20 protein-coding genes and 1 tRNA gene are annotated in these 20,845 nt (G+C 68.8%); 12 read left to right on the forward strand and 9 right to left on the reverse strand.

What is annotated here, in order from left to right:
- Positions 1–2: 2 nt before the first annotated feature.
- Positions 3–950 (reverse strand): LysR family transcriptional regulator, encoded by a 948-nt coding sequence (locus A4W93_RS12365; RefSeq protein ID WP_237357773.1) that lies wholly within the window; start codon positions 948–950, stop codon positions 3–5.
- Between the two features lie 81 nt (positions 951–1,031).
- A complete protein-coding gene (locus A4W93_RS12370) occupies positions 1,032–2,558 on the reverse strand; it encodes a fumarate hydratase (protein ID WP_085750889.1) in 1,527 nt (508 codons plus the stop codon).
- Between the two features lie 352 nt (positions 2,559–2,910).
- On the opposite strand from A4W93_RS12370, the gene A4W93_RS12375 reads away from it, so the two are divergent.
- Complete coding sequence (locus A4W93_RS12375; RefSeq protein ID WP_085750890.1) at positions 2,911–3,822, forward strand: bestrophin family protein; 912 nt, start codon at positions 2,911–2,913, stop codon at positions 3,820–3,822.
- Between the two features lie 9 nt (positions 3,823–3,831).
- Here the strand turns inward: A4W93_RS12375 and A4W93_RS12380 are convergent, their stop codons facing one another.
- A complete protein-coding gene (locus A4W93_RS12380; protein WP_085750891.1) occupies positions 3,832–4,473 on the reverse strand; it encodes a TIGR00645 family protein in 642 nt (213 codons plus the stop codon).
- A gap of 147 nt (positions 4,474–4,620) precedes the next feature.
- Between A4W93_RS12380 and acs the strand changes: the two genes are divergently transcribed.
- The gene (acs, locus tag A4W93_RS12385; RefSeq protein ID WP_085750892.1) at positions 4,621–6,591 is read left to right on the forward strand and encodes an acetate--CoA ligase; all 1,971 of its coding nucleotides are present in this window, start codon (positions 4,621–4,623) and stop codon (positions 6,589–6,591) included.
- Between the two features lie 72 nt (positions 6,592–6,663).
- Here acs and A4W93_RS12390 read toward each other — a convergent pair whose 3' ends face one another.
- Complete coding sequence (locus A4W93_RS12390) at positions 6,664–6,999, reverse strand: c-type cytochrome (protein ID WP_085750893.1); 336 nt, start codon at positions 6,997–6,999, stop codon at positions 6,664–6,666.
- A gap of 139 nt (positions 7,000–7,138) precedes the next feature.
- Between A4W93_RS12390 and A4W93_RS12395 the strand changes: the two genes are divergently transcribed.
- The gene (locus A4W93_RS12395) at positions 7,139–7,393 is read left to right on the forward strand and encodes a TIGR04438 family Trp-rich protein (RefSeq protein WP_085750894.1); all 255 of its coding nucleotides are present in this window, start codon (positions 7,139–7,141) and stop codon (positions 7,391–7,393) included.
- 54 nt (positions 7,394–7,447) lie between these two features.
- On the opposite strand, the gene ilvD is transcribed toward A4W93_RS12395, so the two are convergent.
- A complete protein-coding gene (ilvD, locus tag A4W93_RS12400) occupies positions 7,448–9,130 on the reverse strand; it encodes a dihydroxy-acid dehydratase (RefSeq protein WP_085750895.1) in 1,683 nt (560 codons plus the stop codon).
- A gap of 148 nt (positions 9,131–9,278) precedes the next feature.
- Here ilvD and lgt point away from each other — a divergent pair, with 148 nt between their 5' ends.
- From lgt to A4W93_RS12430, 6 genes are all read left to right on the forward strand, one after another.
- On the forward strand, positions 9,279–10,088 hold the full coding sequence (gene lgt / locus A4W93_RS12405) for a prolipoprotein diacylglyceryl transferase (RefSeq protein ID WP_085750896.1): 810 nt from the start codon (positions 9,279–9,281) through the stop codon (positions 10,086–10,088).
- On the forward strand, positions 10,085–10,792 hold the full coding sequence (dnaQ, locus tag A4W93_RS12410; protein WP_085750897.1) for a DNA polymerase III subunit epsilon: 708 nt from the start codon (positions 10,085–10,087) through the stop codon (positions 10,790–10,792). The genes lgt and dnaQ overlap by 4 nt, the downstream gene beginning before the upstream one ends.
- A gap of 56 nt (positions 10,793–10,848) precedes the next feature.
- Positions 10,849–10,923 (forward strand) — tRNA-Val (locus A4W93_RS12415).
- Positions 10,924–11,153: 230 nt separating this feature from the next.
- Positions 11,154–12,125 carry an alpha/beta fold hydrolase gene (locus tag A4W93_RS12420; protein ID WP_157782148.1) on the forward strand — a complete coding sequence of 324 codons (972 nt, stop codon included), beginning with the start codon at positions 11,154–11,156 and terminating at the stop codon, positions 12,123–12,125.
- A 373-nt stretch (positions 12,126–12,498) separates the two neighbouring features.
- Positions 12,499–13,701, forward strand: a complete 1,203-nt coding sequence (locus A4W93_RS12425) for a carbohydrate porin (protein ID WP_085751263.1) — start codon at positions 12,499–12,501, stop codon at positions 13,699–13,701.
- 280 nt (positions 13,702–13,981) lie between these two features.
- On the forward strand, positions 13,982–15,298 hold the full coding sequence (locus A4W93_RS12430; protein ID WP_085750900.1) for an NTP/NDP exchange transporter: 1,317 nt from the start codon (positions 13,982–13,984) through the stop codon (positions 15,296–15,298).
- Here A4W93_RS12430 and ribA read toward each other — a convergent pair.
- Positions 15,279–15,911 carry a GTP cyclohydrolase II gene (ribA, locus tag A4W93_RS12435; RefSeq protein ID WP_085750901.1) on the reverse strand — a complete coding sequence of 211 codons (633 nt, stop codon included), beginning with the start codon at positions 15,909–15,911 and terminating at the stop codon, positions 15,279–15,281. The genes A4W93_RS12430 and ribA overlap by 20 nt on opposite strands.
- 208 nt (positions 15,912–16,119) lie before the next feature.
- Here ribA and A4W93_RS12440 point away from each other — a divergent pair, with 208 nt between their 5' ends.
- The 3 genes from A4W93_RS12440 to A4W93_RS12450 are packed head-to-tail and all read left to right on the forward strand — an operon-like array spanning position 16,120 to position 18,340.
- The gene (locus A4W93_RS12440; RefSeq protein ID WP_085750902.1) at positions 16,120–16,743 is read left to right on the forward strand and encodes a glutathione S-transferase family protein; all 624 of its coding nucleotides are present in this window, start codon (positions 16,120–16,122) and stop codon (positions 16,741–16,743) included.
- Positions 16,740–17,213, forward strand: a complete 474-nt coding sequence (yidD, locus tag A4W93_RS12445) for a membrane protein insertion efficiency factor YidD (protein ID WP_157131643.1) — start codon at positions 16,740–16,742, stop codon at positions 17,211–17,213. The genes A4W93_RS12440 and yidD overlap by 4 nt, the downstream gene beginning before the upstream one ends.
- Complete coding sequence (locus A4W93_RS12450) at positions 17,210–18,340, forward strand: NAD(P)/FAD-dependent oxidoreductase (protein ID WP_085750903.1); 1,131 nt, start codon at positions 17,210–17,212, stop codon at positions 18,338–18,340. The genes yidD and A4W93_RS12450 overlap by 4 nt, the downstream gene beginning before the upstream one ends.
- On the opposite strand, the gene A4W93_RS12455 is transcribed toward A4W93_RS12450, so the two are convergent.
- Genes A4W93_RS12455 through A4W93_RS12465 form a run of 3 tightly spaced genes read right to left on the reverse strand, consistent with a single transcriptional unit; the run spans position 18,328 to position 20,821 of the window.
- Positions 18,328–19,083, reverse strand: coding sequence for an arginyltransferase (locus A4W93_RS12455; protein ID WP_085750904.1), 756 nt, complete (start codon positions 19,081–19,083; stop codon positions 18,328–18,330). The two genes, A4W93_RS12450 and A4W93_RS12455, sit on opposite strands and share 13 nt — an antisense overlap.
- The gene (gene aat / locus A4W93_RS12460; protein ID WP_085750905.1) at positions 19,080–19,847 is read right to left on the reverse strand and encodes a leucyl/phenylalanyl-tRNA--protein transferase; all 768 of its coding nucleotides are present in this window, start codon (positions 19,845–19,847) and stop codon (positions 19,080–19,082) included. The genes A4W93_RS12455 and aat overlap by 4 nt, the downstream gene beginning before the upstream one ends.
- Entirely contained in the window at positions 19,844–20,821 is a 978-nt protein-coding gene (locus tag A4W93_RS12465) for an XdhC family protein (RefSeq protein WP_085750906.1), read from the reverse strand. The genes aat and A4W93_RS12465 overlap by 4 nt, the downstream gene beginning before the upstream one ends.
- Positions 20,822–20,845 lie beyond the last annotated feature (24 nt).

Here is a 20,845-nt window from a genome sequence, read left to right on the forward strand (position 1 = left end):
GGTCAGGCCGGGGCGATGGCGGGCAACCACGGGTCGCTCTCGTCGCCCCCGTAGCGCTGGGCGAGGAAGTCGACGAACGCACGGACCCGGAGGGGCAGGTGGCGGCCGGTGGGCATGGCCGCGTACAGGCGGTACGTGGCGGCCCGCCACTCGGGCAGAACGTGTTCGAGCTGGCCGGTGCGCAGGTCTTCCGCCACCGCCAGTGACAGCGCCCCGGTGATGCCCAGACCGTGGCGCACCGCGCCGATCACGAGCTCGGGGCTCGCGGAGGTGATGCGCACCGGGGTCGTGCCGAACGGCACCGTGCGCCGGTCGCCGTCGGCGCGGCGCTCGAATTCCCATTGGCGCCGCACCAGGGCCACGTCCGGGGCCAGCAACTGGTGTTTCATCAGGTCCTCGGGCGTCCGGGGGCGGCCGTGCGCGTCGAGGTAGGCGGGCGCGGCACACAGCAGCACTTCCGTGCGCGCGAGCGGCCGGGCGACGAAGTCGCCGTCGAGCGGTTCGGGGCCGTGGACCAGGAAGGTGATGTCGGCCTTCTCGTCGGGCTCCTCGAGCGGCGGCGACGCGTTCAGCTGCACCGTCAGCCGCGGGTGCAGGCGCTGGAACTCGGCGATGCCGGCCAGCAGGCTGTCGCCGAGGAAACTCGCCGGCCCGGTGAGCCGCAGCCGGCCCTGCACCTGGCCGGTGGCCGCGGTGGCGAGGGCGTCGGCGTCGTCGAGGTCGACCAGCAGCGGTCGAACGCGTTCGAGGTACTCGGCGCCGATGTCGGTCAACGTGAGGCGCCGCGTGGTGCGGTGGATCAGCCGGCAGCCGAGGTGGGTCTCCAGCTCGGCGATGGCGCGGGTCACCGCGGGTGGCGCCATGTCGAGCTCGCGCGCCGCGCCGGAGAAGCTGCCTTCGTCGATGACCCGCACGAAGATGCGCATTGCCCTCAGCTGGTCCATCGCCATCGTGTCGTTCCTGGTGACTGAAAAGAAAACGCCGCGAGGACCTTGCGGCGCTCGCGGCGTGATCGTAGCGTCAGGAGTGGATCAGCCCACCGCGACGGGGATCTTGCCGATCTTCGCTTGCCATTCTTTCGGACCCGTGTTGTGCACCGACGTGCCTTCGGAGTCGACGGCCACGGTCACCGGCATGTCGGTGATCTCGAACTCGTAGATGGCTTCCATGCCGAGGTCGGCGAAGCCGACGACCTGGGCGTGGTTGATGGCCTTCGACACGAGGTAGGCGGCGCCGCCCACGGCCATCAGGTACGCGCTCTTGTGCTTCTTGATGGCGTCGATGCCGGCCGGGCCGCGCTCGGCCTTGCCGATCATGCCGATGAGGCCCGTCTGGGCGAGCATCATCTCGGTGAACTTGTCCATGCGGGTGGCGGTGGTGGGGCCGGCGGGGCCGACCACCTCGTCGCGCACCGGGTCGACCGGGCCCACGTAGTAGATGACGCGGTTCGTGAAGTCGACCGGCAGCTTCTCGCCCTTGGCCAGCATGTCCTGGATGCGCTTGTGCGCGGCGTCGCGGCCCGTGAGCATCTTGCCGTTGAGCAGCAGCGTCTCGCCCGGCTTCCAGCTGGCGACTTCCTCGCGCGTGAGCGTGTCGAGGTTGACGCGCTTGCTCTTGTTGTAGTCGGGCGCCCACTTGACGTCGGGCCACAGGTCGAGGCTGGGCGGCTCGAGGTAGGCCGGGCCGGAGCCGTCGAGCACGAAGTGCGCGTGGCGCGTGGCGGCGCAGTTCGGGATCATCGCGACAGGCTTGCTGGCCGCGTGCGTGGGGTACGTGGCGATCTTGATGTCGAGCACGGTGGTCAGGCCGCCGAGGCCCTGGGCGCCGATGCCGAGCGCGTTGATCTTGTCGCACAGTTCGATGCGCAGTTCCTCGAGCTTGTTCTGCGGGCCGCGGGCCTTCAGCTCGTACATGTCGATGTCCTGCATCAGCGACTCCTTCGCGAGCAGCATCGCCTTCTCGGCCGTGCCGCCGATGCCGATGCCCAGCATGCCGGGCGGGCACCAGCCCGCGCCCATCGTGGGCACCGTCTTGAGGACCCAGTCGACCAGGCTGTCGCTCGGGTTCATCATGACGAACTTGCTCTTGTTCTCGCTGCCGCCGCCCTTGGCGGCGATCTGCACGTCGACCGTGTTGCCCGGCACCACGCTCATGTGCACGACGGCCGGGGTGTTGTCGGTGGTGTTCTTGCGCTCGAAGTGCGGGTCGGCCACGATGCTGGCGCGCAGCTTGTTCTCGGGGTCGTTGTAGCCGAGGCGCACGCCTTCGTTGACGGCGTCCTCGATGCTGCCGGGGAAGTCGGCGAAGCGCACGTCCATGCCGATCTTCAGGAACACGTTGACGATGCCGGTGTCCTGGCAGATCGGGCGGCGGCCCTCGGCGCACATCTTCGAGTTGGTGAGGATCTGCGCGATCGCGTCCTTCGCCGCCGGGCTCTCTTCCATCTGGTACGCACGCGAGAGGTGCTGGATGTAGTCGGCCGGGTGGTAGTAGCTGATGTACTGCAGGGCTGCGGCGACACTCTTGACGAGGTCGGCGTGGCGGATCGTGGTCGTCATGGCTTGCGGACGGTTGGCGGAGACCCGGAATTATCGCCCGTCGCGCGCGGTCCGTCTTGGTGCATGAGGCACCGGTGTGCGGCTGGCGCCGCGCCCCTGGCGAATGGCTTCGGAATCCCGAGCGGAATGCTCGGATGTGCGGCGAGTTCCCCTGGTGCGGGGAGCTCTCGCTGGACGGGTCTCGGCTCCGGACGCGGCCGCACGCCAGGTGAGTTCATCCAAGGTCCGGTGCACTACCAGTGGACCACGCAATCTCCCACCAGAGCGCTCGGGTGTGCCGCGGCGCCCGGTCGGGTGTCAGGTGGTGTAATCCGGTCGCCCCGCGCCCGTCGCCCACTTCCCGAGTGTTCCCATGATCGTCCGCCCGCGCCTGCACTGGCTGCGCATGCTCTTCATCTGGCGGGGGTCGCTGCTGCCCGACATCGCGCCGCGCCTCATCGGCCTGCTGCTGTTCTCTACGGGCGTGACCGTGCTGCACGGCCATGTCTTCGCGTGGAAGATCCCGCTGAACTTCGTGCCGTTTTCGCTGATCGGCCTCACGCTCGCGATCTTCCTGGGCTTCCGCAACAGCACGAGCTACGCGCGCTACTGGGAGGCGCGGGTGCTGTGGGGCGGCATCCTCAACGAGACCCGCTCGCTCACGCGCGGCGCGCTCACGCTGCTGGACGGTCCGGTGGAGGTGCGCCCGTTCGTGCACCGGCTGATCGCCTTCGTGCACGCGGCGCGCCACCAGTTGCGCGGCACCGACCCGCGGGCGGACTTCGCCAGGCTGCTGCCGGCCGACGAGGTGGAGCGGCTGATGGCAGCGCGCTCGAAGCCGATGGTGCTGGCCCTGATGGCGGGCGAGTGGCTGCGCGCGCAGCGGCAGGCGGGCCGGCTGGACGTGGTGCTGCTGGGGCGCCTCGACGAACACCTGAGCCGGCTGAGCGATGCGTTCGGCGGCTGCGAGCGCATCGCCGGCACACCCATCCCGTTCACCTACTCGGTGATCATCCACCGCACGATCTACCTCTACTGCGTGCTGCTGCCGTTCGGGCTGGTGGATTCGATCGGCGCGATGACGCCGGTGATCGTGGCGTTCATCGCGTACACGTTCCTTGCGCTGGAGGCGCTGGGCGCCGAGATCGAGGAGCCGTTCGGCATCGAGCCGAACGACCTGGCGCTCGACGCGATGAGCCGCAACATCGAGGGGTCGCTGCGCGAGATGCTGGGCGACCGGGACCTGCCACCGGCGCCGGAGCCGGTGGGCTGCATCCTGACCTGAGCAGTCGGCTCAGTGCCCGTTCGAGGGCACGTGGGCGGACGAGAGGATGCGGTCGGTCCAGGCGATGGCCAGCGCCGACAGCAGGAAGGTCAGGTGGATCAGCGTCTGCCACATCAGCACCTTCTCGGTGTAGTTGCCTGCGCTGATGAACGTCTTGAGCAGGTGGATCGAGCTGATGCCGATGATGGCGGTGGCGAGCTTGACCTTCAGCACCGACGCATTGACGTGGCTCAACCACTCGGGTTGGTCCGGATGGCTGTCGAGGTTCATGCGTGACACAAAGGTCTCGTAGCCACCGACGATGACCATGATCAGCAGGTTCGAGATCATGACCACGTCGATGAGGGCCAGCACCACCAGCATGATGACCGTCTCGTTGAGCTTGGGCGGCTGCACGCCGATCACCTTGCCGGTGGCGTCGAGGATCGGGGGCAGCTGGTAGCCGATGCTCGAGATCAGGGCCTCGAGCGCGGCCTTGCTGCCGAACACGGCCTCGATGAGGTGCAGCAGTTCCTGCAGGAAGTGGAAGACGTACACACCCTGGGCGAGGATCAGGCCGATGTACAGCGGCAGCTGCAGCCAGCGGCTCGCGAAGATCAGGTTGGGCAACGGGCGGAGCTTGGCGTTGACAGGGTCTTGGAGCTGGGCCATGGGTGGGGTGTCGGGAGCTGAAGCGGATGCAACGCGAAATTGTAGTGGGCGCGGTATGACAAACTGCCTTGCAGTCCGAGTAAGCGGATCGTAAGAGCCCGGCCTTACCGTGCGAGCCGGTGTGACCAACGGACCTTGGAGACTTTCATGAGCGACGCCACGACTGCCCTGTATCCCGCCCCCGATTCCGTCTCGAAGGGGGCGTTCGTCTCCGGCATGCCGGCGTACGAGAAGCTGGTCGCGGAGGCCGAAGCCGACTACGCGGGCTACTGGGCGCGACTCGCCCGCGAATTCGTCGAATGGAAGACGCCGTTCACGAAGACGCTCGACGAGAGCCAGGCCCCGTTCTTCAAGTGGTTCGAGGACGGCACGCTGAACGTCTCGCACAACTGCCTCGACCGCCAGGTGGCGGCGGGCCTCGGCGACAAGGTCGCCATCATCTTCGAGACCGACGACGGCAAGGTCTCGCGCCATACCTACAGCGACCTGCTCGCGCGCACCGCGAAGCTCGCGAACGCGCTGCGTGCGCAGGGCGTGAAGAAGGGCGACCGTGTCGTCATCTACATGCCGATGTCCATCGAGGGCATCGTCTCGATGCAGGCCTGCGCGCGCATCGGCGCCACGCACTCCGTGGTGTTCGGCGGCTTCTCGGCCCAGAGCCTGCGCGACCGCATCCAGGATGCCGGCGCCGTGCTCGTGCTCACCGCCGACGAGCAGCAGCGCGGCGGCAAGCAGCTGCCGCTGAAGGCCATCGTCGACGAGGCGCTCTCGCTCGGCGGCTGCGAGTCCGTGAAGAACGTGATCGTCTACAAGCGCACCGGCGGCAACATCGCCTGGCACGAGGGCCGCGACCTGTGGCTGCACGACGTCACCGAGAAGCAGCCCGACACCGCCGAGCCCGAATGGGTGAGCGCGGAACACCCGCTGTTCCTGCTCTACACGTCGGGCTCCACCGGCAAGCCGAAGGGGGTGCAGCATTCGAGCGGCGGCTACCTGCTGCACGCGGCGGTCACCACGAAGTGGACCTTCGACCTGCACCCGGACGACATCTTCTGGTGCACCGCCGACATCGGCTGGGTCACCGGCCACACCTACATCGCGTACGGCCCGCTCGCGCTCGGCGGCACGCAGGTGGTGTTCGAGGGCATCCCCACGTTCCCGGACGCCGGCCGCTTCTGGAAGATGATCCAGGACCACAAGGTCAGCATCTTCTACACCGCGCCCACGGCCATCCGCTCGCTGATCAAGGCGGCCGAGGGCAACGAGGCCGTGCACCCGAAGCGCTACGACCTCACGAGCCTGCGCATCCTCGGTTCGGTGGGCGAGCCCATCAACCCGGCCGCGTGGGAGTGGTACCACCAGCACATCGGTGGCGGCCGCTGCCCCATCGTCGACACCTTCTGGCAGACCGAGACCGGCGGCCACGTGATCACGCCGCTGCCGGGCGCCACGCCGCTCGTGCCGGGCTCGTGCACGCTGCCGTTCCCGGGCATCCAGGCGGCGGTGGTGGACGAGACGGGCAAGGACGTGCCATGGGGGCAGGGCGGCATCCTCGTGATCAAGAAGCCGTGGCCGTCGATGATCCGCACCATCTACGGCGATCCCGAGCGCTTCAAGAAGAGCTACTACCCGGAAGACTTCAAGGGCAAGTACTACCTCGCGGGCGACGGCGCCATCCGTGACGCCAAGACCGGCTACTTCACCATCACGGGCCGCATCGACGACGTGCTGAACGTCTCGGGACACCGCATGGGCACGATGGAGATCGAGTCGGCGCTCGTCGCGCACACCGACCTCGTGGCCGAGGCCGCGGTGGTGGGGCGCCCCGACGACACCACGGGCGAGGCCATCTGCGCGTTCGTCGTGCTCAAGCGCCCGCGTCCCACGGGCGACGAGGCCAAGGCCATCGCGAAGGAGCTGCGCGACTGGGTGGGCAAGGAGATCGGCCCCATCGCGAAGCCGAAGGACATCCGCTTCGGCGACAACCTGCCGAAGACCCGCTCGGGCAAGATCATGCGGCGCCTGCTGCGGTCGGTGGCCAAGGGCGAGGCGGTGACGCAGGACACCAGCACGCTCGAGAACCCGGCCATCCTGGACCAGCTGGGCCAGGCCTACTGATCCGGCCCCTCGCATGAAATAGGCCCCGCGTCGCGGGGCCTTCTCGTTCGTGGGCGACGGAGCCGCCGGGGATCACTTCGTGGTCATGATCCAGGTGACGAGCTGGCGCGCCTCGGCCTCGCTGACCGGCGGGTTGGCGTCCTTCATCGCGGGCATGAACACCGCGCCCCAGGCGCCGGAGCCCCCCTTGAGCACCTTCTGGGTCAGCTTGTCGACGGCGTCCTTCTGGCCGGCGTACTTGGCGGCGATGTCCTTGAACGCGGGGCCCACGACCTTCTTCTGCACGGTGTGGCAGCTCATGCAGTTTTTCTTCTGGGCCAGCTCCGGGCTGGCCAGCGCGGGCGTGCTCAGGCAGGCACCGGCCACCGCGGCCATCGAGATCGCCAGAGAAACAGCGGATGACTTCATGATTTCCTTACGTGTCGTGCGTCCGAGGTGAATTAAAGTCCGGTCACTGAACCTTCAACGCATTCTATGCGGGGGGGTTGACGCGGGTCCCGGGCGCCACAGCGGCGCGGTCGGGGACTGCCCATTAGGAGGTGGGTCCATGTATTTCGTTCTGATCGGTGTGCTGCTGCTCGTGATGAAAGTCGCGGAATTCGGTGCCGTGGCCAACTGGCCGTGGTGGGGCGTCCTGCTGCCGTTCGGCGCCGCGGTGCTCTGGTGGATGTGGGCCGACTGGAGCGGCTTCACGAAGCGCCGCGAGATGGACAAGATGGACGAGCGCGTGAAGAAGCGCCGCGAGGAGAACCTCGCCTCGCTCGGCATGGACGCCCGCGGGCGCCGCGGCAAGCGCCGCTGAAGCCCGCTCGCCCTGCAACGAGGCGGCCTGCGGGCCGCCTTTCGTTTGGGGCGTTCAGAACCGGTCGAGCACGGCGCCGGTGCTGGCGCCCGATGCGTTCTTCGCGAACTTGGCCAGCACGCCGCGGGTGTAGCGCGGTTTCGGGGCCTTCCACAGCGCACGGCGGCGCGCGAGTTCGTCGGCCGGCACGTTGAGCTCGAGGGTGAGGGTGGTGGCGTCGATCGTGATTGAGTCGCCTTCCTGCACCAGAGCGATGTTGCCCCCGGCATAGGCTTCGGGCGTCACGTGGCCCACGACCATGCCCCAGGTGCCGCCCGAGAAGCGGCCGTCGGTGATCAGGCCCACCGACTCGCCGAGGCCCTGGCCGATCAGTGCGCCGGTGGGGGCGAGCATCTCCGGCATGCCCGGGCCGCCCTGCGGGCCGAGGTAGCGCAGCACCATCACGTCGCCCGCCTTGATCTGCTGCGCCATGATGGCCGCGAGCGCCGACTGCTCGTCGTCGAACACGCGGGCCGGGCCGGTGATGGCCGGGTTCTTCAGGCCCGTGATCTTGGCCACGCAGCCATCGGGCGAGAGGTTGCCCTTCAGGATCGCCAGGTGGCCCTGCGCGTACATGGGCTTGTCGATGGGCAGGATCACGTTCTGGTCGGCGCGCGGGGCATCCGGAATGCCGGCGAGGTTTTCGGCGACTGTCTTGCCGGTGATGGTGATGCAGTCCCCGTGCAGCAGGCCGGCCTTCAGCAGCATCTTCATGACCTGCGGGATGCCGCCGGCCTTGTGCAGGTCCACCGCGAGGTAGTCGCCCGAGGGCTTCAGGTTGCACAGGACCGGGGTGCGGCGGCGCACGCGTTCGAAGTCGTCGATGGTCCACTCGACCTCGGCCGCGTGGGCGATGGCGAGGAAGTGCAGCACGGCGTTGGTGGAGCCGCCCGTGGCCATGATGACCGCGACGGCGTTCTCGATCGACTTGCGCGTGACGATGTCGCGCGGCTTCAGGTCGAGGCGCACGGCCTCCACGAGCACGCGCGCGGCCTCCTTCGCGTTCGCGACGATCTCGTCGTGCGGGTTGGCCATCGTGCTGGAGTAGGGGAGGGACATGCCCAGCGCCTCGAACGACGAGCTCATGGTGTTGGCGGTGTACATGCCGCCACACGAGCCGTTGCCGGGGATGGCCTTGCGCTCGATGGCGCAGAAATCCTCCTCGCTCATGTTGCCGGCGCTGAACTGGCCCACGGCCTCGAAGACGCTGACGATGTTGAGGTCCTTGCCCTTGTGGTGGCCGGGCAGGATGGTGCCGCCGTAGATGTAGATGGCCGGCACGTTCGCGCGCAGCATGCCCATCATGCCGCCGGGCATGTTCTTGTCGCAGCCGCCGATGACCACGACGCCGTCCATCCACTGGCCGCCGACGCAGGTCTCGATGCAGTCGGAGATGACCTCGCGGGACACCAGGCTGTACTTCATGCCCTCGGTGCCCATCGCCATGCCGTCGCTGATGGTGGGGGTGCCGAAGATCTGGGCGTTGCCGCCCGCCGCCTCGATGCCGGCCACTGCCGCATCGGCCAGGCGCTGCAGGCCGGCGTTGCAGGGCGTGATGGTGGAGTGCCCGTTGGCGACCCCGACCATCGGTTTCTTGAAGTCGCCTTCCTGGTAGCCGAGGGCGTAGTACATCGAGCGGTTCGGCGCACGCGCCACGCCCTCGGTGATGTTCTTCGAACGGCGGTTGATCTCGCTCATCGGAGTCTCCTGGCAACGGCTGGGAGGCCCAGTATCGGGGCTTCCGGGAATCCCCGTCGAATATACGCTTCGGGGCGTCGCGGGGGCGCGTTCCGCCAATTGAGCTATCGTTCGCCCTCGTCGTACCCGCTGCAACCTCCTGCCGCCCATGCTCGTTCACCCCGAAATCGATCCTGTCGCCTTGAAACTCGGCCCCGTGGCCATCCACTGGTACGGGCTGACCTACCTCGTGGCCTTCGGGCTGTTCCTCTGGCTGGCGTCGCTGCGCGTGAAGCAGCCGCAGTTCGCGTCGAAGGGCTGGACCCGCCGCGACGTGGAGGACCTGCTGTTCTACGGCGTGCTCGGGGTCGTGATCGGCGGGCGGCTCGGCTACGTGCTCTTCTACAAGGCGAGCTACTACGCCAGCCACTTCACCGAGATCTTCGCGGTGTGGAAGGGCGGCATGTCCTTCCATGGCGGGTTGATCGGCGTGATCACCGCGATGGCCGTCTTCGCGCTCACGCGCAAGCGCCCGGTGCTCGAGGTGTGGGATCTGATCGCGCCGTGCGTGCCCACCGGCCTCGCGTCGGGCCGCATCGGCAACTTCATCAATGGCGAGCTGGTGGGCCGTCCCGCGCCCGAGTCGCTGCCGTGGGCGATGGTGTTCCCGCGCGTCGACAGCGTCGCGCGCCACCCGTCCCAGATCTACCAGTTCCTGCTCGAGGGCCTGCTGCTGTTCGTGCTGCTGTGGTGGTATGCCAGCAAGCCGCGCCAGCGCGGCCAGGTGTCGGGCGCGTTCCTCGTGGGCTACGGCATCTGCCGCTTCGTCGCCGAATACTTCCGTCAGCCGGACGACTTCCTCGGGCTGCTCCAGCTCGGCCTGAGCATGGGCCAGTGGCTGTGCGTGCCGATGATCCTCGCGGGCGCCGTGATGTGGGCCTGGGCCAGCCGCCCGCAGGTGCAGGGAGCCGCGGCATGAGGCAGATCTTCCTCGACACCGAAACCACGGGCCTGAGCCCCGAGTCCGGCGACCGCATCATCGAGATCGGGTGCGTGGAGATGGTCAACCGCCGGCTCACCGGCGAGAACCTCCACTTCTACCTGAACCCCGAGCGCAAGAACCACGAGGACGCCGTCAAGATCCACGGCCTGACCGACGAGTTCCTCGCCGACAAGCCGCTGTTCTCGGCCGTCTCGGACGAGCTCATGGCGTACCTCTCCGGCGCCGAGATCATCATCCACAACGCCGGGTTCGACGTGGGCTTCCTGAACGCCGAACTGGCGCGCCTGGGCCTGCCCAAGTTCCCCGAGCACGTGGCGAACATCACCGACAGCCTGACCATGGCGCGCGAGATGTTCCCGGGCAAGTCGAACTCGCTCGATGCGCTGTGCAAGCGCCTCGAGGTCGACAACACGAACCGCACGCTGCACGGCGCCTTGCTCGACGCGGGGCTGCTGGCCGAGGTCTACATCCGCATGACCCGCGGGCAGGACTCGCTCGTCATCGATGCGGGCGATGCGGCAGGGCCGGGCGAGGTGGTCGTCGCCGCCGTCGACCTCACGCAGTTCACGCTGCCGGTGGTGCTCGCCACCGAGTCCGAGACCGAGGCACACGAGGGCGTGCTGAAAGATCTCGATAAAAGTTCAAACGGGAAGACAAAGTGGCATTTGCTTGTGGCATAATCTGAGGCTCTGCACACGACAGCAGTCGCAGCAGACCGGTGGAAGCCCAGATTCTTGGGTGGTTAGCTCAGCGGTAGAGCACTGCCTTCACACGGCAGGGGTCACAGGTTCAATCCCTGTACCACCCACCAGACAAGGCCCCGGAGTCGAAAGACTCCGGGGCCTTTTTCTTTTCCGGCGTCGTTCCGTGTGCGCATTCACGCGAACACAGGGGGGCGTACGGGCTCCCCCATTCGCAGTAGGGCCCGGGAGGGCCGACGCCCGAGCGATGGGGCCTTCCTCCAAGGGGTGTGCCATGAGCGGGCCGCCGCGAGACTTCTCCTCCAGGAACACACCGTGTCCCCGATCCCAAGGAGTTCTCATGTCCGACCCGTCCGACCTCGCGCGCCGCCATCTGTTGATCGGCAGTGCCGGCGCGGCCGCCTCGCTCGTCCTTCCCGCGGTGGCCGATGCCGCGACCAAGACCCCCTCCAAACCCGCCCACCCCGCTCACGGAGCCCCCACCATGTCCAACTATTTCACCACCCCCGACGGCACGCAGCTCTACTTCAAGGACTGGGGTGCCGGCCAGCCCATCGTCTTCAGCCACGGCTGGCCGCTGTCGTCGGACAGCTGGGAATCGCAGATGCTGTTCCTCGCGTCGAAGGGCTACCGCGTGATCGCCCATGACCGCCGCGGCCATGGCCGCTCGAGCCAGCCGTGGAACGGCAACGAGATGAACACGTACGCGGACGACCTCGCGGGCCTGCTGAACCACCTCGACGTCAAGAACGCCGTGCTCGTGGGCTTCTCGACGGGGGGCGGTGAAGTGGCGCGCTACATCGGCCGCCACGGCACCAAGCGCGTGGCCAAGGCCGTGCTCGTGAGCTCGGTGCCGCCGCTGATGCTCAAGACCGCCGCGAACCCGGGCGGCCTGCCGATCGAGGTGTTCGACGGCATCCGCGCCGGTTCCATCGCCGACCGCTCGCAGCTGTACCTCGACATCGCCGGCGGCCCGTTCTTCGGCTTCAACCGTCCGGGCGCGAAGCGCTCGCAGGGCATGGTGGATTCGTTCTGGATGCAGGGCATGCAGGGCGGCCACAAGAACACGTACGACTGCATCAAGGCCTTCTCGGAGACGGACTTCACCGAAGACCTGAAGAAGTTCGACGTGCCCACGCTGGTGATCCACGGCGACGACGACCAGGTGGTGCCCATCGACGCGGCCGGCCGTTCGTCGGCCAAGCTCGTGAAGGGCGCGAAGCTGATCGTCTACGCAGGCGGTCCCCACGGCATCACCGACACCCACAAGGAACGCCTGAACGAGGACCTGCTCGCCTTCATCAAGGCCTGATCCTCCACGCCTCCTGAACGGCCCTGCACGCGGTTGATCCGCGTGCAGGGCCGTCGTCCATCGTGGTTTCTCTCTGAATCGATCACTCGTTGTGTGCGTGCCGAAGCTGCGGGCGGCTTGAGGGTTTATCGGGATCTTTCAGATCATTACAGAAGATTAATATCGGGATCTGGAACCGGTTCCATGTTTTTCATCGATTTTTCGGTGGAAGTCGCGGCCCATCGGTCCCATGCGCTCGACACCGACATCCGGGGGGATGGCGGGAGAAGGGCGTCGTGCCCGGCGAGATCGGCCCACCAGGCCGGCCGTTCGGGTCGTCATCGCCGATACGGCGACAAGAAAACGTCACTACACACACGACGAGGAGTTACCCGTGAAAAAGAAGCGTCTGATCATTGCCCTGGGGCTGGCCGGCATCGGCACCGCCGCGATGGCCGCCCCGCCGGTCGAGTTCTCCGGCTACATGCGCGCCGGCGTGGGCGTGAACGCCCGTGGCGGCACGCAAGTCTGCTTCGGCCTGCCCGGAGCCGACACGAAATGGCGTCTGGGCAACGAATGCGACTACGTGATCGAGCCGAGCTTCAACTCGAAGATCGCCGAGTACGAAGGTTCGGACTGGCACGTGCACTTCATGCCCAGCGCGTACCGCGCCTGGGGCGACAACGAGTTCAACGTGCCCGCCGGCAAGCGCGGTGACGAACTCGTGACCCGCTTCGGCCAGGTCTACACCTACGGCAACAACATCTCGGTGCTGGGCAACGGCAAGCTGTGGGCCGGCCGCCGGTTCTACAACCGCCTGCAACTGGGCATCAACGACCAGTTCGTCGAGAACAACGACGGTGACGGCGCGGGCCTGGAAGACATCAACCTGGGCTTCGGCAAGCTGAGCCTGGCGCTGATGATGAACCCGAGCAACGCCTCGAACGACAACCGCCTGACGATCCCGCTGCGTCTGACGAACATCAAGACGAACCCGAACGGGGAACTCGCGGTGTACGTGACCGGCCAGGACAACGTCCAGACCGAGAACCAGCTGACGGGCGTGGACCCGGCCGAAGTCGCCAAGCGCGGCACGATCGGCGTGTACCACTCGCAGAACGGCGTGCTGGGCGGCAACCTGTGGCTGGGCGCGAAGTTCGAGAAGCAGGCCGACCAGAAGATCTGGCGCATCATCGGCCAGGAGCAGACGCAGTACGGCAAGACCGCGATCGACTTCATCACCGAGTACCGCAACAAGAGCGCGGACAACAACCTGGGTGACAAGTGGTTCTCGATCGGTGCGCGCACGGACACGTACATCTCGGGTCCGTTCCGCTTCCTGGCCGAGCTGGGCCACGACCAGATCAAGCCGGACGTGGGCGACACCCGCCGCCTGACGAAGCTGACGCTGGCCGGTGCGGTGTCGGCAGGCAACACGGCGGGCTCGCGCCCGACGATCCGCCTGTTCGTCACGCAAGGCTGGTGGAACGAAGCGGCCCGCCTGGCGATGGTGGCCGACAAGTCGCGCACCGCCGAGGTGTACGGCGACAAGAAGTCGGGCACGTCGATCGGCATCCAGGGCGAAGCCTGGTGGTGATCTGATGAGCGGGGCCGCAGGGCCTCGCTCATACACTGTTGAGGTGAATCGCCGGACGTGAAGCTGTTGCGGTTGGGGGAAACCAACGTGACTCTCCTCGTCTTCCGGCGCCGGCAGATCCCGGCGTCGTGATCGTCTGGCGATCTTGGGGCGAGGCCTACCGGCCTCGCCCTCTTTTAGGGTCCGCCGCGCCACCCGCGGTCGGACCCTTTCGCTTTTCTCGGGCCCGGTGAACGATGGCGGGCATGGCAAGATCGCGCCGAACTCCCGAGCGAGCGTGATGACCTCCCTGACCCTGCGGCCCGCCGAGGCCACCCGCGAAGAGCTGCCGGCGCTGGCCTGGTCGTTCCTCTACTTCTTCTCGCTGCTCGCGGGCTACTACGTCCTGCGCCCCATCCGCGACGAGATGGGCCTGCAGCTCGGCCCGAAGGCGCTCCAGGAACTGTTCACGTGGGTGTTCGTCTCGATGCTGGTGCTCGTGCCGGTGTTCGGGTGGCTCACGCGCGTGGTCCCGCGCCGCCAGCTGCTGCCGTGGCTCTACGGCTTCTTCATGCTGAACCTGCTGGCCTTCGCCTGGGTGTTCGACGCCGGTGGCCAGCAGAGCCCGGCGCTCGCCCGCGTGTTCTTCGTGTGGGTCTCGGTCTTCAACCTGTTCGTGATCTCCGTGTTCTGGAGCTTCATGGCCGACCTGTTCGACACGGGCCAGGCCAAGCGCTTCTATGGCTTCATCTCGGCCGGCGGCACGCTCGGCGCGCTGGTGGGGCCCACGCTGACGGCCACGCTGGTCGAATGGATCGGGCCGCAGTGGCTGCTGCGGGTGTCGGCCGGCTTCCTGGGCCTCGCGGTGGTCGCGATCCTGCGGCTGCGGGCCTGGGCGCGTGCCACCGGCGCCGCGGGACAGGCCGCCGACCCGGGCGAACACGAGGCGATGAAGGGCAGCATCTTCAGCGGCCTCGTCGACGTGGTGCGCTCGCGCTACCTGCTGAGCCTGTGCGTCTTCCTGCTCGGCTACACGCTGCTGTCGACCTTCCTCTACTTCCTGAGCGCCGACGCCATCCCGAAGGCGGTGACCAACAGCCTCGAGCGCACGAAACTGCTCGCCCAGGTGGACCTCGCGGTCAACGTGCTCGCGCTCGTGCTGCAGGTGGTCGCGTTCAAGGGACTCATCACGCGGCTCGGCACGCGTTTCGTGCTGGGGCTGCTGCCGCTGGTGTCCGTGGCGGGGTTCGTGGTGCTGGCGCTCGCATGGCCGGCGCTGTGGGCGCTGGTGGCGTTCGGGGTGGTGCGCCGCGCCGGGGAATACGCGCTGACGAAGCCGGCCCGCGAGACGCTCTACAACGTGCTGCCGCCCGACCAGAAGTACCGCGCGAAGAACGTGATCGACACGCTGGTGCACCGCACGGGCGACACGGCGTCCGCCTGGATCTTCGGTGGCCTGCGCGGCCTGAGCCTCACGGCGCCCCAGATCGCCTGGGTGTCGGCCGTGATCGCGGTGGGGTGGTGGATCGTGTCGCAGTCGCTCGGGCGGCGGGCCCAGGCGCTGCAGGCCGAGGCGGAGGCCCGGCCTGTTCCGAAGGCTACGACTGTTCCTTGTTGACGAGGTCGTGCAGGTTCATCGGGGTGCTGATGAGGTGCCCCATGCGCCGCGCCTTGGTGTCGAGGTAGCCGTGGTTGTGGGGGTTCTGCCCCACGATCAGTTCGACCCGTTCGGTGACCACGGTGCCGAGCTTGCGCAGCGCGTCCACCTTGCCCGGGTTGTTCGTCATCAGCTTCACGCTGGCCACGCCCAGGGCGGCCAGCATGTCGTGGGCCATGTGGTAGTCCCGGGAGTCGTCGGGCAGGCCCAGCAGGCGGTTCGCATCGACCGTGTCGGCGCCGGCCTGCTGCAGCGCGTACGCGCGGATCTTGTTCACGAGCCCGATGCCGCGGCCTTCCTGGCGCAGGTAGATCAGTGCGCCCCGGCCTTCCGCGGCGATGGCCTCGATGGCGCTCTGCAGCTGCGGGCCGCAGTCGCACTTGAGGCTGAAGAGGGTGTCGCCGGTGAGACATTCGGAGTGCACGCGGGTCAGTACCGGCTTGCCGTCAGCGACGTCGCCCATGGTCAGCGCGGCGTGTTCCTGGCCGGTGGAGGGGTCGGCCACGCCATGCAGTTGGAATTCGCCCAGCTCGGTGGGAAGCCAGCACGAAACCAGGCTCGGGAGGGTGCTCATGGAAAGTGTTCGAGTTGTGTCGCGTGGCGGGCCGGGGCACCACCACGGGCCCCGGGCAGTGCGGGGCGTGTGAAGCGGAAAATCGTGTCCAAGGTCGACATTGTCCACCCGATTGGGGCCGGGCCGCTCCGCGGTGGTGCAATCGCCCCGTACGGCGGGGGCGCTATGCTCTCGGGCGTCCTGCACCCCAGATGGAGATCGCCGTCCCATGTTCAAGCTCTTCACCGCCCCCGGCACCTGCGCGCTGGCCGTCCACATCGCCCTCGAGGAGGCCGCAGCAAAGCACGAGATCGCCTGGGTGGACCTGAGAAGCAACGCCCAGCGTTCTCCCGACTACCTGAAGCTCAACCCGAAGGGCCGGGTGCCCGCGCTCGCCACGCCCGAGGGCGTGCTGACCGAGACCCCGGCGCTTCTCGCCTTCATCGGCCAGTCGTTCCCGGATGCGCACCTCGTGCCCGCGTCGCCATACGAGTTCGCGCGCCTGCAGTCGGTCACCAGCTACCTGTGCTCGACGGTGCACGTGGCCCACGCCCACCGTCCCCGCGGCATTCGCTGGGTGGAGGCGGCCGACACCGAGGCGCTGGAGGCGATGCGTCGCAACGTGCCGCGCACGATGGGTGAATGTTTCGAGTACATCGAGAACGAACTGTTCGCCGGCCCGTGGCTGATGGGCGAGCAGTACACCGTGGCCGACCCGTACCTGTTCACCATCGCCGGCTGGCTGGAGTCCGATGGGGTCGATCCGTCGCGGTTCCCGAAGGTGCTCGGCCACACGCTGCGCATGAAGGAGCGCCCGGCCGTGGCGCGGGTGCTGGCGCAACTGCCCGCGTGATCCGGGCCCTGGCGGTCGCCGCGATCCGCGGCTACCAGCGGTTTCTCTCACCGCGCAAGGGGTTCCGCTGCGCCTTCGGCGTGCACACGGGTCGCGGCTCGTGCTCGGGCGTCGGCCTGCGGGCCTTCCGCCGCGCCGGGGTGTGGCGGGGCTTCGCCCTGTTGCGGCGCCAGTTCGACCGGTGCACCATGGCTGCAGCGGACCTGCGCGAGGCGGGCGTCTACCGCCGCCTGCGCCCGCTGGCCGCCCAGCGGGGCGACTGCGACGTGGGGTGCGACGGCTGCCCCGACAATCTGTGCGGCGACCTGGTGGCCGGGGCTTGCGACGTGCTCGACTTCGCCGACTGCTGTGATCGCAACCAGCGCCGCGAGGCCGATGTGAAGCGCCGCGCGGAGGCGGCCCGCGAGCGGGCGCGCCAGCGCCAGGCGGAGCGTGAGGCGCGGCGGCGCGCCGGAGGAACACGAGGATGACGAACGACGTCGATGCAGTGGTGGTGGGCGCCGGCGCGGTGGGCCTCGCGACGGCCCGCGCGCTCGCGCGCGCCGGGCTGGAGACGCTCGTGCTCGAGGCGGAGACGGCCATCGGCACCGGGGTCAGCTCGCGCAACAGCGAGGTGATCCACGCCGGCCTGTACTACCCGGCGGGTTCGCTGAAGGCCCGGCTGTGCGTGGCCGGCCGCGACCAGCTCTACGACCTCTGCGCCACCCATGGCGTGGCGCACCGGCGCTGCGGCAAGCTCGTGGTGGCCACCGACGACGGCCAGCTGCCGGCGCTGGAACGCCTGCTCGCGCAGGCGCGGCGCAACGGCGTGTCGGACGTGGTCCGCATCACCCGCGAGGAGGCCCTGGCGCTGGAGCCGGAGGTGTCGTGTGTCGCGGCGCTGTGGTCGCCGTCCACCGGCATCGTCGACAGCCACGGCCTGATGCTCGCGCTGCAGGGCGACCTGGAGCGGGCAGGCGGCTCGGTGGCACTGGCCTCGCCGGTCGACTCGGCCGTGTGCGGCGCCGGCCAGCACGTGCTGCACGTGGGCGGTGCCGAACCCATGACCCTCGCGGCCCGGTACGTGGTGAACGCGGCCTCGCTCGGCGCCGTGGCGCTGGCGCGCGCGGCCGCGGGGCTGCCGCAGCACGGCGTGCCGCACGCGCGGCGCTGCAAGGGCAACTACTACGCGCTGGCGGGCCGGGCGCCGTTCACGCACCTCGTGTACCCGCTGCCGCAGGACGCCTGGCTGGGCGTGCACCTCACCCTCGACCAGGGCGGGCAGGCCCGCTTCGGCCCCGATGTGGAGTGGCTGCCCGACGCGCCGGACGCCCCCATCGACTACCGCGTGGACCCGGCCCGCGCCGACGCCTTCTACGCCGACGTGCGCCGCTACTGGCCGGGCCTGCCGGACGGCTCGCTGGTGCCCGCCTACAGCGGCGTGCGCCCGAAGATCCACGGTCCCGAGGATGCGGCGCCGGACTTCCTGCTGCACGGCCCCGCGGACCATGGCGTGGAGGGATGGATCGACCTGTTCGGCATCGAGTCGCCGGGCCTGACCTCGTGCCTCGCGCTGGCCGACGAGGTGCTCGTGCGCCTGGGGATTCAGCCCGGCTGAACGTCCGTGGCGACCACCCAGCGGTCGTCGACCAGCAGCTCGTGCGGGTTGAACTGGGCCTTGTAGGCCATCTTCTGGCTCTCTCGGATCCAGTAGCCGAGGTAGGCGTACCGCAGCTTGAGCAGCCGCGTCTGCTCGATCTGCCACAGCACGTTGTAGGTGCCGTAGCTGGTGCGTTCCTCGGGCTCGTAGAACGTGTAGACCGCCGAGAGGCCGTCGTTCAGGATGTCGAGGATGGAGACCATCTTGAGCGCGCCGAGGCCCTGGCCGTCGGGCGAGGGCTCGCGGAACTCCACGAGGCGCGAGTTGACGCGGCTCTGCAGCAGGAACTGCGTGTACTGGTCGACGCTGTCGTTGTCCATGCCGCCGCCACTGTGCCGGCCGGCCTGGTAGCGCAGGTACAGGTCGTAGTGCTCGGGCACGAAACACAGGCGCAGCACGCGCGCCTTCAGGTTCCCGTGCGCCTTCCAGGCCCGGCGCTGGCTGCGCGACGGCTGGAAGGCCGCCACCGGCACGCGCAGCGGCACGCAGGCGCGGCAGCCGTCGCAGAACGGGCGGTACGTGAACATGCCGCTGCGGCGGAAGCCGTTGGTGACGAGGCCCGAGTAGGCGTCGGCGTGGATCAGGTGGCTGGGCGTGGCGACCTGCGAGCGCGCCATGCGCTCGGGCAGGTAGCTGCAAGGGTAGGGCGCTGTCGCATAGAACTGCAGCGACGACAGCGGGAGTTCCTTGGGGTGCGTCACGGGCCGGTGTCCTGGGGATGCAGGTCGGTGGGGCCGTCCAGCAGGTCCCACATCGCCGCATCATAGGACCAATCGGGGATCGCCGGTCCGCCCGTGCGGGGGGGGAGTTCGAGTTCGAAGGCCGCGCGGCTGATTTCCCGACCGCCCAGCGAGGCGAGGTGCCCGGTGCGCTGCTGGCAGTCGATCAGCCCGATGCCATGGGCCCGGCAGAAGCAGATCAGGGCCGCGAAGGCGATCTTGGAGGCGTCGGTGCGCCGCGCGAACATCGATTCGCCGTAGACCATGCGGCCGATGTTCACGAGGTACAGGCCACCGGCCAGCTCGCCGTCGATCCACGTCTCCACGCTGTGGGTGACGCCCAGGTGGTGCCAGTGGCAGTAGGCCTCGATCATCTCCGGCACGATCCAGGTGCCGGCCTGCCCCTCGCGCGGGGCGTGGGCGCAGGCGGTGATCACGGCGCGGAAGTCGCTGTCGAAGCGCACCTCGCGGCCCTTCGTGCGGGCGAACTTGCGCACGGTCTTGCGCAGCGTGTGCGAGAGGTGGAACTCGTCGACGTACATCACCATGCGCGGGTCGGGCGACCACCACAGCACCGGCTGGTCCTCGCCGTACCAGGGGAACACGCCCTTGCCGTAGGCCTCGCGCAGCCGCGCCGGCGTGAGTTCGCCGCCGGCGGCCAGCAGGCCCGGTGCCTCGGACCCTTTCGGCAGGGCCTGGTGGGGGTCGGGCAGCGGGTCGGCCGCGTCGTGCAGCCACGGGATCATGGCGTGGCCTCCGTCAGGGGGCGCCGTCGCGCGAGGGGCGAGCCATGGCGGACGGCGACGACTTCGGACATCACCGACAGCGCGATCTCGGCCGGCGTGCGCCCCCCGAGGTCCAGGCCGATGGGGCCGCGCAGGCGGGCGATCTGGTCCGCGGACAGGTCGAACTGCCCGAGCCGCTCACGGCGGTCGGCATCGTTGCGGCGCGAACCCAGCGCGCCCACGTAGAACGCGGGGGACTTCAGCGCCTCCAGCAGCACCAGGTCGTCGAGCTTGCGGTCGTGGGAGAGGGCGGCCACCGCGGTATGGGCATCCAGGCCCAGCGCCAGGGCGACGTCGTCGGGCATGCCCCGGTGCAGCGTGGCGCCCGGGATGCGCCAGGCGGCGTGGTAGCTGTCGCGCGGGTCGCAGGCGTGCACCTCGAAGTCGAGGGAGAGGGCCATCGTGGCCACGGCCTGGGACAGCTGCCCCGCGCCCACCACGAGGAGGCGCCAGCGCGGGCCGTGCAGGGCCCGGAGGGTCGAGCCGTCGAAGGAGAAAGTGTCGTCGCGACCGGCGGTGGCGAGCGAGACCGATCCGTCGGCGAGCGACAGCGTGCGCCGCACCCGCTCGTGGCGGCTCACGCGGTCCATCACCTCGGTCACCCACGTGGTGTCGCGCAGGGGTTCCACCAGAACCCGCAGCCGCCCGCCGCAGGCGAGCCCGGCGCGGGCGGCCTGTTCGGACGTCACGCCGTAGGCCAGCACCTCCGGCCGATCCCCGTTGCCGCCGGACCGCACCCGTTCGACCAGGTCGTCCTCCACGCAGCCGCCCGAGACCGACCCGGCCACGGCCCCGTCGCCGCGCAGCACGAGCAGCGCACCCGGCGGGCGGGGCGCCGAGCCCCAGGCGTCGACGACGGTGACGAGCCAGACGGCATGGCCGGCAGCGAACCAGTCGCGGGCCAGCGAGAGGGCGGAGAGGTCGAGGGAGTCCATCCGTGACGATGGTAGCGCGTCACC

Origin of the sequence: Piscinibacter gummiphilus (assembly GCF_002116905.1) — a bacterium.
Lineage (GTDB): Bacteria > Pseudomonadota > Gammaproteobacteria > Burkholderiales > Burkholderiaceae_C > Rhizobacter > Rhizobacter gummiphilus.

Excerpts from the sequence above, each read along its gene's own strand:
- A4W93_RS12365 (WP_237357773.1), bottom strand. The coding sequence starts at position 950 with ATGGCGATGGACCAGCTGAGGGCAATGCGCATCTTCGTGCGGGTCATC.
- A4W93_RS12370 (WP_085750889.1), bottom strand. The coding sequence starts at position 2,558 with ATGACGACCACGATCCGCCACGCCGACCTCGTCAAGAGTGTCGCCGCA.
- A4W93_RS12375 (WP_085750890.1), top strand. The coding sequence starts at position 2,911 with ATGATCGTCCGCCCGCGCCTGCACTGGCTGCGCATGCTCTTCATCTGG.
- A4W93_RS12380 (WP_085750891.1), bottom strand. The coding sequence starts at position 4,473 with ATGGCCCAGCTCCAAGACCCTGTCAACGCCAAGCTCCGCCCGTTGCCC.
- acs (WP_085750892.1), top strand. The coding sequence starts at position 4,621 with ATGAGCGACGCCACGACTGCCCTGTATCCCGCCCCCGATTCCGTCTCG.
- A4W93_RS12390 (WP_085750893.1), bottom strand. The coding sequence starts at position 6,999 with ATGAAGTCATCCGCTGTTTCTCTGGCGATCTCGATGGCCGCGGTGGCC.
- A4W93_RS12395 (WP_085750894.1), top strand. The coding sequence starts at position 7,139 with ATGTATTTCGTTCTGATCGGTGTGCTGCTGCTCGTGATGAAAGTCGCG.
- ilvD (WP_085750895.1), bottom strand. The coding sequence starts at position 9,130 with ATGAGCGAGATCAACCGCCGTTCGAAGAACATCACCGAGGGCGTGGCG.
- lgt (WP_085750896.1), top strand. The coding sequence starts at position 9,279 with ATGCTCGTTCACCCCGAAATCGATCCTGTCGCCTTGAAACTCGGCCCC.
- dnaQ (WP_085750897.1), top strand. The coding sequence starts at position 10,085 with ATGAGGCAGATCTTCCTCGACACCGAAACCACGGGCCTGAGCCCCGAG.
- A4W93_RS12420 (WP_157782148.1), top strand. The coding sequence starts at position 11,154 with ATGTCCGACCCGTCCGACCTCGCGCGCCGCCATCTGTTGATCGGCAGT.
- A4W93_RS12430 (WP_085750900.1), top strand. The coding sequence starts at position 13,982 with ATGACCTCCCTGACCCTGCGGCCCGCCGAGGCCACCCGCGAAGAGCTG.
- ribA (WP_085750901.1), bottom strand. The coding sequence starts at position 15,911 with ATGAGCACCCTCCCGAGCCTGGTTTCGTGCTGGCTTCCCACCGAGCTG.
- A4W93_RS12440 (WP_085750902.1), top strand. The coding sequence starts at position 16,120 with ATGTTCAAGCTCTTCACCGCCCCCGGCACCTGCGCGCTGGCCGTCCAC.
- A4W93_RS12450 (WP_085750903.1), top strand. The coding sequence starts at position 17,210 with ATGACGAACGACGTCGATGCAGTGGTGGTGGGCGCCGGCGCGGTGGGC.
- aat (WP_085750905.1), bottom strand. The coding sequence starts at position 19,847 with ATGATCCCGTGGCTGCACGACGCGGCCGACCCGCTGCCCGACCCCCAC.
- A4W93_RS12465 (WP_085750906.1), bottom strand. The coding sequence starts at position 20,821 with ATGGACTCCCTCGACCTCTCCGCCCTCTCGCTGGCCCGCGACTGGTTC.